Origin of the sequence: Acidovorax sp. HMWF018 (genome assembly GCF_003061035.1) — a bacterium.
GTDB classification, from domain to species: Bacteria; Pseudomonadota; Gammaproteobacteria; order Burkholderiales; family Burkholderiaceae_C; genus Acidovorax; species Acidovorax delafieldii.
In genome coordinates, this window is the sequence record NZ_QAIM01000667.1 from 1,588 (window position 1) to 10,066 (window position 8,479).

Consider the following 8,479-nt stretch of genomic DNA (forward strand, 5'->3'; position numbering starts at 1 on the left):
TGGCGTCGATTGCCTTCTTGAGTTCGGTCATTGTTTGTCTCCGTGTTGTTGAACCACAGCCGCAGGCCAAGTGCCGGAGCGCGGAACGTCGTCGTGAGGTCGGAACGATGACCTCGCCCAACGCGTCTCCGGCGGCGACCTGTGGCAGCTGGAAGATAGCAACTCTCCGGGTGGCCAGTAACCGCCGACAGGCGCGCCTGGAGGGACCGAATTCCGCCATTTGGCGGTTGAGACTAGCGACTACTGGAGGGCGGTGGCAGGTCCAGTGCCGACGAATGCCGAACGCGCCAGGCGAGGAAGGCGAGGCCAATACGGGTTCGGCCGATGCCGTCGAGTGGGTCGAACGACAGCACGTCGCGAATGGTCTCCAGTCTCGCCTGCATCGTGCTGTGGTGGACACCGGCAATGCGAGATGCGTCACGGATAGATGCGGAGCGAAGCAGCGCATCCAGAGTTCGCACGGCCCATGAATGCTGCATGACGCTTTCGAGTTCCTCGACGTCGAGCAGCGGTCGATCGACCGAGCACTGGGCGAGCAGATCGATCAGACCACCATAGTCGTCTGCAACGACGACCGGCACATCGGGCGCCGCGCACAGACGCAAGCTCACGAGTGCTGTGGCCAGCGATCGGTGAAGGTCGTCGAGCGCTGCAGCCACCCCGATCCCGCAGGGGCTGGCGTCGAGGTGTTTCACCTCGGCGCGTAGCACGCACACGTGCAGCGGACCGTAGTGGGTGTGGACGACGTCTTCCAGCAGATCCCGGTGTTGCTTCCAGGTCGCGAAGAGCGGCAAGGTTGCAACTCGGTACTTCAGGTGCGGCGCCAATCCGAATTTGGCAGCCGTCGCGCGGCGCTGCTCCACGTCCACGTTGGCGTCGAGCAGATCGCCGAGCCGGCGCAATGGATCGTCCGCCTGGTGCCCGCTGCGGATGGCCAGCGCAAGCGCGAGGCGCTCGAGGATCATCGCATCGTTCACATGGGCTGGCCCCTGACGCTCCAGCCACACGGTCATGCCGTTTGCTGCCAAGGATCCTTCTCGCGGCGCTGAGGCAATGCCCTTCAGGCTCTGCCCGTCCGGCGAGACGCGGAGCGTACGCTCCGATTGATGCCCGGCGAACCCCGCTACACAGCCCGAGAGCGAGGCTGCTGCCCCGAGAAGCCCCTGGATGTTGACGCCACCTCGAACCAATTCGTCGAAGCACGCGATGACCCTCAACGCCAGGCTGGCGTTGGGGTCAAGGGCCTTCAGTCGAGCCAGCAGTTCCTGCATACAGTCCTCAATCGCCCAACACGCGCGACATCCATGCACTGCGCGTGGCGATCATTCCACGTGACAGTGCGGTATGCGGCGCGAAGATGTCGAACGCATGGAACCCACCCGGCCACACGTGAAGCTCGGCCTGCCCGCCGGCATTCCACAAGGCGTCCGCATAGGCCACGGTTTCGTCGCGAAATATCTCGGCGCTACCGACGTCGAGAAACGCGGGCGGCAGGTCGCAAAGCTCAGTTGCACGAGCTGGCGCGGCATACGGCGACACATCCGGACCACCGCGCGCTTCGCCAAGCAGCGCGCCCCAGCCGGTCTCGTTGCTCACGCGATCCCAGACGCCGATGCCATCGAACTGAAGCGTGGACTTCGTGATGCCGCGGTCGTCCAGCATGGGGTAGTCGAGCAGCTGCCCGCACAGGCGGGGACCGCCCCTATCGCGCGCCGCGAGGGCTGCACCGGCCGCCAAACCTCCCCCTGCGCTGGCGCCCGCAATCAGCAGGCGATCGAGGCGCACGCCGAGCGACTCCGCATGCAATGCCATCCATTCCAGCGCCGCGTACACATCTTCCCGCGGATAAGGATCGCGATACTCTGGCGCCAGGCGGTACTCGATCGACACGAGCACGACGCCCAGCTGTTCGACGAAATCGATCATCCGGTCCAACCCACTGAACCGATCGCCGAACATCAGACCCCCGGAATGCACGAAAAGCACACCGGGGCGCTGCCCGGAGGCACGCTCGTGACGGAAGACGGACGCCTTGAGAGGGTGACCCTCGTAACCCTCGAAGACGCGTTCCTCGCAGCGGATGTTTCGCCCGCCGATCAGCGTTTCGAGAGGCGGCCCTGCGTAGGACACCCGCATGAAGTCGATCAGGTCGCTGGTCACAGTCGGCGGGAACATTCCGCCCACGATCGCCAAGCCTGCGCGCAGTTCAGGATCAAAGGTCGGTCGGTCGAGCCGCGCTTGTCGGCCCACCCCCTCGACCACCCCCTGGGTGAGCTCCTTCATCTCGAGTTCCTTCACGAACGTCTGCTTGTGGCTAAGTCACGCTGAAGATTGAGCGCGCCTCTTTGACTGAAAACCTAAATTACCTGTTTAGGAGAGAGGATTCTCCGGCACTTCCCGAAGGACCGGTTGTGGCCGATTCCTGAAGTCTAGCCTTGGAGCTGGCGATCGGCTACCTATCAATATGGGAACGCCAGCTTGGCTCAGTTTTGCGATGGCTGCAGCCGCTCTGCAGCTGTAGGAACAGGCCGCCCCATTGCAAGGTAACGACCAGGAAAGCGCGACCTTATCAGCCAGGATTCAGAGCAGCTCGCCCTCTGATCTTGCGCATCGATTCGCCCTTCAGCTGGACCCGATGAGCTTGATGCACCACGCGATCAAGAACCGCATCCGCGACGGTTGGATCTGGGAAGAAACCGTGCCAAGTGTCCGCGGGGTACTGACTGGTCAGAAGCAGAGATCCCGTGCGCATGCGCCGGTCGGCAACATCGAGCAAGACTTGCGCTGCGGTTGGGTTCCCCGATTCCAAAGTCATCAAGGATTAGCAGGTTGGGTTTGTAGCCGGTAGGGTTAGTACGTGGGTCAGGTTTAGATGGAAATCCTGGGGGTTAGTGGGTCACTTCTGCGTGGAAATCAACATGAAGAGATGATCTTCAGCCCGCTAGTGTGGTGTCTCAAAAATAGATATAACTATTTTGACCGGTGTTGGTCGAAGCAGCTTGCGTATAGGAGACTACGCTGATGGCCCACCCTGGACGCCCCGCCACGAAGCTGCAGATCACCGATGCCGAGCGCGCAGAGCTGCATGCGCGACTGCGCGTACGCAAAGCGCCCGAGGACGAGAAGCTGCGCATGCGAATCGTGCTGGGCTGCGCAGATGGGGAGTCGGGCACCATGATTGCCCAACGCTTGGGCACGACGGTGCAAACTGTCTCCAAGTGGCGGCGGCGCTACCAGGCGTATCGTCTGGCGGGTTTGACCGATGCCCCGCGCGCTGGCCGCCCGCGCAGTGTGGGCGACGAGCAGGTTCAGCTCATTGTGGACAAGGTTCGCCAGAGCAAGCCTGACAACGCCACGCACTGGAGCGTGCGCCAGATGAGTCGGCACGCTGGCGTATCGCCCGCGACGGTGCAGCGCATCTGGCATGCCTTTGGGCTGAAGCCGCACCTGCAAGAAACCTTCAAGCTATCGACGGATCCCCATTTCGTGGACAAGGTACGGGATGTGGTGGGGCTGTATATGGCACCACCCGATCGCGCCTTGGTGCTGTGCGTGGACGAGAAGAGCCAGATCCAGGCTCTGGATCGCACCCAACCAGGGTTACCACTGGCGTTTGGCAAACCCAGCACGCGCACGCACGATTACAAGCGCCATGGCACAACGTCGCTGTTTGCAGCGCTGGATGTGGCCACTGGCAAAGTCATAGGACAGCTCAAGCGCCGTCACCGCAGTGTGGAATTCCTGCAGTTCCTCAAAGCCATCGATGCAGCGGTGCCTGGCGAACAAGACATCCACCTGATCATGGACAACTACGGCACGCACAAGACGCAGGCAGTGCGGGCCTGGCTAGCAGCCCATCCTCGCTACCACGTTCACTTCACGCCCAACTCAGCGTCCTGGCTCAATCTGGTCGAGCGTTTCTTTAGCCAGATCAGCGAGCAGTGGATCAAGCGCAGCGCCCACACCAGCGTTGCTCAGCTGGAGCAATCCATACGGGAATACATTGATCGTCACAACGAGGATCCCAAGCCGTTCGTGTGGCATAAAAGTGCGGACACCATCTTGGCATCTGTGGCGCGGGCAGCGAGTACCATTATTTGATGCTTACTTTTGAGACACCACACTAGTAGTCCAAGTTTTCGTCCGCACCCCCCGCGGGTCAGAGATCGGTGGAATCCAACAGAAAAACTCAGCCCCGCTGATATTTCCAGTCGAAAGATGCTGGTGAAAGGCGTCAGAGTTTTTGCAAGTGATGAGAATTTTTGCATCTACTCTGAGAACCTACACTGCGTCCATCGAGCTTGGGCAACAAGGCCCGTTGGCATGCCGACTTGTTGAAGCGTTGCCCCGCGACAGAGTGGACGTATTCGATGGGCGCGATGCTGTCGGTGGCTGAAAACCACTGACTTCGGTTGCCACTTGCATTTTTAGAGACAATCGGTCTAATATTGTTCGATGCAGGTGCAAGACCCCATCCGCCGCCGTGGCCGGCCTCCGAGACAGCGCGACGGCCTAACAGATGCGCGCGAGCTGCTTATGCGCGCCGGCCTGGAAGTTCTCACCGAAAAGGGCTTCTCGGCGACGGGCATCGAGGAAATCCTCAGCAGGGTGGGTGTTCCCAAGGGCTCCTTCTATCACTACTTCGACAGCAAGGAAGCTTTTGGCCTGGGCCTGATCGATCGCTATGGCGAATTCTTCGCGGCCAAGCTTGACCGTCACCTCCTGAACCGGACGCTCACACCCCTTGCCCGCCTGCACGCTTTCATCGATGACGCCAAGTCGTCCATGGCGCGCTTTGGCTATCGCCGGGGTTGTCTGATCGGCAATCTCGGCCAAGAAATGGGCGCATTGCCTGAGAGCTTTCGGGCGCGGCTGCAGCACACCTTCGAGGATTGGCAGCGACGTTTCGCACTGTGCCTGGTTGAAGCCCAGCAGGTGGGCGAACTCACGAGTGAAGTGAATGCGCAGCAAGTGGCCGAGTTCTTCTGGATCGGCTGGGAAGGCGCAGTCTTGCGCGCCAAGCTCGAACGCCGCGCCGCGCCGCTGGATGTGTTCACGCAGTTCTTCTTCGCCGGCTTCCGGTCGAAGTGATTTTTTTGTCAACCACTAGACGATCGGTCTATTTTCCAAGGAGAGCAAATTGTTCAACGGCATCTTGATCACGAAGGAGGAATCGGGTTATCGCGCAGCGGTTGCGCAGATGGACGAGGCGCAGTTGCCCGCAGGTGATGTGAGCGTGCGGGTCAGCCACTCGACGCTGAACTACAAGGACGGCCTGGCCATCACTGGCAAGGGTCCGGTGGTGCGAAGTTTCCCCATGGTCCCGGGCATTGACCTCGTGGGCGTTGTTGAGGAGAGCGCCAACCCCGCTTACCGTGCGGGCGACACCGTGCTGCTCAACGGTTGGGGGGTAGGCGAAGTGCATTGGGGTGGCCTGGCCCAAAAGGCTCGCCTCAAGGGCGACTGGCTCATTCCTCTTCCTTCGGGGTTCACGCCGCAGCAGGCGATGGCCATTGGTACCGCAGGCTACACCGCGATGCTGTGCGTGCTCGCGCTTGAGCGCCACGGCGTCAAGCCGTCGGATGGCGAAATCTTGGTCACGGGCGCGGCTGGCGGCGTTGGCAGCGTGGCCGTCGCGATCTTGGCCAAGCTGGGCTACACGGTCGTGGCCGCTACCGGCAGGACGAAAGACGCGGACTACCTCAAGCGCTTGGGTGCCAGCGAGGTGATCGAACGCGCTCAATTTGCTTCCCCCGGCAAGCCTCTGGGTAAGGAGCGATGGGCTGGTGCCGTGGATGTCGTGGGCAGCCATGTGCTGGCCAATGTCTGCGCCACAACCAAGTACGGGGGCGTTGTGACTGCCTGCGGCCTGGCCGCAGGCATGGACTTCCCCGCCACCGTTGTGCCTTTCATTTTGCGCGGCGTGACCCTCGCGGGCATCGACAGCGTGATGTGTCCGCGTGCAGACCGACTCGTCGCGTGGCAACGCCTGGTCACGGATCTTGATGTAGCCAAGCTTGGCGATATCAGCCGCGAAGTCGGCTTGGCAGAGGCGATCCCGTTGGCCAACCAGCTCCTAAGCGGCGAAGTGCGTGGTCGCATCGTTGTCGATGTGAACCGCTGAAATCACGATTTCCCCCGCCAGCTTCGATTCATCAATCAAGAGAAAACCATGAACTAAGATACGCAAGCCACCGTGAGTCGCTTTCCCGTTCCTGCACTCAAGGACATGCCCGAGGACATTCGCATGCGCATCGAGTCCGTGCAGGAAAAGTCCGGCTTCATCCCCAATGTCTTCTTGACGTTGGCGCACCGCCCCGACGAATTCCGCGCCTTCTTCGCGTACCACGATGCCTTGATGGAAAAGCCTGGCAACCTGACCAAGGCCGAGCGCGAGATGATCGTGGTGGCCACCAGCGCCGCCAATCAGTGCCAGTACTGCGTGATCGCGCACGGCGCCATCCTCCGCATTCGTGCCAAGAATCCGCTGATCGCCGATCAGGTCGCCACCAACTACCGCAAGGCAGACCTGACAACGCGTCAGAAGGCCATGCTGGATTTCGGCATGAAAGTTTCCCAAAGCGCACAACTGGTGGGTGAAGCTGACTTCGACATGCTCAAGAGCCACGGCTTCACCGAAGACGACATCTGGGACATCGCAGCCATTTCCGCATTCTTTGGCATGTCCAACCGGCTGGCCAACGTAACCAGCATGCGGCCCAACGACGAGTTCTACGCGCTGGGGCGCGGCTGATCACCAAGGGGCCCAACGATGTTCAAGAACTGGAAGGACTATCTTCTTGTCGGCCGCCGTGCAGGCGCGGCGCTTCACAAGGCCAATCCACGGATGGTCGCGGGCTTTCAGGCGCTCAGCGCAGGTCAGAACGGCAACGGCGCGCTCGACGCGAAGACCAAGGAGCTGATCGCGCTCGCCGTCGCGGTCACCACGCGCTGCGACAGTTGCATTGCCGTCCATGCGCAAGCCGCGCGCAGGGCGGGCGTGACCGAGGCGGAGCTCACCGACGCGCCATGGGCACCGCGATCGCGCTCAATGCGGGCGCGGCGTACAGCTATGCGATGCGCACACTCGAGGCCTACGATCAGTTCGGTGAAGCGGCGAGATGACATGTTCGATGTGGGTCGACTTGCCTGTGCCGTGGTATCCCTGAATCATCACGCGGCGGTTGTGCACAAAGCTCGCGAGAATTGCCAGCGTGGTGTCCCGGTCGAAGATGTAGTCGGGATCGAGATCGGGAACATGTTCGTCGGCCTGGGCGAAACCCATCACCTTCATGTCGGTGTCGAAACCGAATACGTCCCGCACGTTGATGGCCACGTCGGGAACTGTAAGCTGAGGCGACGGCGTCGGCGCGGGTGTGGCGGGTACAGCTGCAGTCATGCGCAATGGGTCCTCAGGGGCGGCCAGCGTTCCTCAATTCGGGTGTGCCTCAACCCAAAAAAGTCGAGACGGTGGCCACAAACTCGCGCGGTTTCTCGGCGTGCAGCCAATGGCTCGCTCCAGGAATGCACGCGAATTGAGCCTTTGGAAACAAAGCTTTGATCGTGCCGCGGTGATCTGTTGAAACATAGGTCGACACCTCGCCAGACAGGAACAGGGTCGGCCCGTCAAAGGATCCGGACAGATCGGGGAAGCCGATGATCTTGTCCATCTCGGCAGCCAGAACGTCCAGGTTCAGCCGCCAGCGCTTGTCTTTCAGATCAAGGTTTTGCAGCAGGAAATCATCGATGCCGGGGTCCAGATCACCCAGTTGCGCCTTGGCCTCGGCCCGCGTTGTCACGCTGGTCAGATCGACGCGCCGCATCGCCGCAATCGGGCCCATCTGCGTATGCCGATAGGTCACCGGGGCGATATCCGCGACGATCAGCTTGCGCACTTTGTCGGGGGCTTGCAGCGCGAGCACCATTGCCGCCTTGCCGCCCATGGAATGCCCCAGCACATCGGCAGGTGCGTCCAGCACAGCCGCCAGATCGGCGGCCATATCTTCATAACTGTGGGTTGCCGCCCATTCCGAAAACCCGTGATTGCGCATGTCCACGACGACCACCCTCCGTGCTTCGGACAGGCGTTTGGCCAGCACCCCCCAATTGCGCGCTGATCCAAACAGCCCGTGCGCGATCAGCAATGGCGGTCCCGGCGCGTCCCCATAAGTGACAGTGTTCAGCATGCGTCGGTCCTCGTGCTTTCCGTGTTGGCCCCGAGCATACTGATTGAGCTTGGCGCGCGCTGCAACATGTCCGAGACGGCCCACACACCAAGCATCATCTTACGCCCGGTCTGAGCAAGAGATGTGCGGGCAGCTCAGAAGCGGTTGAAGCCGCCTTTTTGCGCAATGTAGAGTGGAGAGATGCCCGCCAGAACGCCCTTGATATAGGGCGTCGCGTTGTCCGACACGATGCCGGTGCAACTGGTCACCAACTCGAAGAAGCGGCCCGCATAGCCCTCTGCGAAGCCCTTGAC

The 8,479-nt window shown here is 61.4% G+C and carries 9 protein-coding genes and 1 pseudogene; 5 read left to right on the forward strand and 5 right to left on the reverse strand.

Features of this window, described 5'->3' with window-relative positions:
- Positions 1-233: 233 nt before the first annotated feature.
- From DBR23_RS28270 to DBR23_RS28280, 3 genes are all read right to left on the reverse strand, one after another.
- Entirely contained in the window at positions 234-1,271 is a 1,038-nt protein-coding gene (locus tag DBR23_RS28270) for a helix-turn-helix domain-containing protein (protein ID WP_108500269.1), read from the reverse strand.
- A gap of 7 nt (positions 1,272-1,278) precedes the next feature.
- Positions 1,279-2,298 carry an alpha/beta hydrolase gene (locus DBR23_RS28275; RefSeq protein ID WP_199227828.1) on the reverse strand — a complete coding sequence of 340 codons (1,020 nt, stop codon included), beginning with the start codon at positions 2,296-2,298 and terminating at the stop codon, positions 1,279-1,281.
- A 271-nt stretch (positions 2,299-2,569) separates the two neighbouring features.
- Positions 2,570-2,815 carry an ATP-binding protein gene (locus tag DBR23_RS28280; RefSeq protein WP_369882182.1) on the reverse strand — a complete coding sequence of 82 codons (246 nt, stop codon included), beginning with the start codon at positions 2,813-2,815 and terminating at the stop codon, positions 2,570-2,572.
- A gap of 206 nt (positions 2,816-3,021) precedes the next feature.
- On the opposite strand from DBR23_RS28280, the gene DBR23_RS28285 reads away from it, so the two are divergent.
- The 5 genes and pseudogenes from DBR23_RS28285 to DBR23_RS28305 all read left to right on the forward strand — a co-directional run bounded on the left by DBR23_RS28285 (position 3,022) and on the right by DBR23_RS28305 (position 7,125).
- Complete coding sequence (locus DBR23_RS28285) at positions 3,022-4,101, forward strand: IS630 family transposase (RefSeq protein WP_108500270.1); 1,080 nt, start codon at positions 3,022-3,024, stop codon at positions 4,099-4,101.
- Positions 4,102-4,455: 354 nt separating this feature from the next.
- Complete coding sequence (locus DBR23_RS28290; RefSeq protein ID WP_034397988.1) at positions 4,456-5,091, forward strand: TetR/AcrR family transcriptional regulator; 636 nt, start codon at positions 4,456-4,458, stop codon at positions 5,089-5,091.
- Positions 5,092-5,140: 49 nt separating this feature from the next.
- Positions 5,141-6,124: an MDR family oxidoreductase gene (locus tag DBR23_RS28295; RefSeq protein WP_008905557.1), complete on the forward strand. Its 984-nt coding sequence runs from the start codon at positions 5,141-5,143 to the stop codon at positions 6,122-6,124.
- 72 nt (positions 6,125-6,196) lie between these two features.
- A complete protein-coding gene (locus DBR23_RS28300; protein WP_085942584.1) occupies positions 6,197-6,754 on the forward strand; it encodes a peroxidase-related enzyme in 558 nt (185 codons plus the stop codon).
- Between the two features lie 18 nt (positions 6,755-6,772).
- Positions 6,773-7,125, forward strand: a pseudogene (locus DBR23_RS28305) (carboxymuconolactone decarboxylase family protein).
- Here DBR23_RS28305 and DBR23_RS28310 read toward each other — a convergent pair.
- Both DBR23_RS28310 and DBR23_RS28315 read right to left on the reverse strand, forming a co-directional pair.
- Positions 7,049-7,399, reverse strand: coding sequence for a cobalt chelatase subunit CobS (locus tag DBR23_RS28310; protein WP_008905559.1), 351 nt, complete (start codon positions 7,397-7,399; stop codon positions 7,049-7,051). The pseudogene DBR23_RS28305 and the gene DBR23_RS28310 overlap by 77 nt on opposite strands.
- A gap of 49 nt (positions 7,400-7,448) precedes the next feature.
- Positions 7,449-8,186, reverse strand: coding sequence for an alpha/beta fold hydrolase (locus DBR23_RS28315; protein WP_008905560.1), 738 nt, complete (start codon positions 8,184-8,186; stop codon positions 7,449-7,451).
- Between the last annotated feature and the right edge of the window lie 293 nt (positions 8,187-8,479).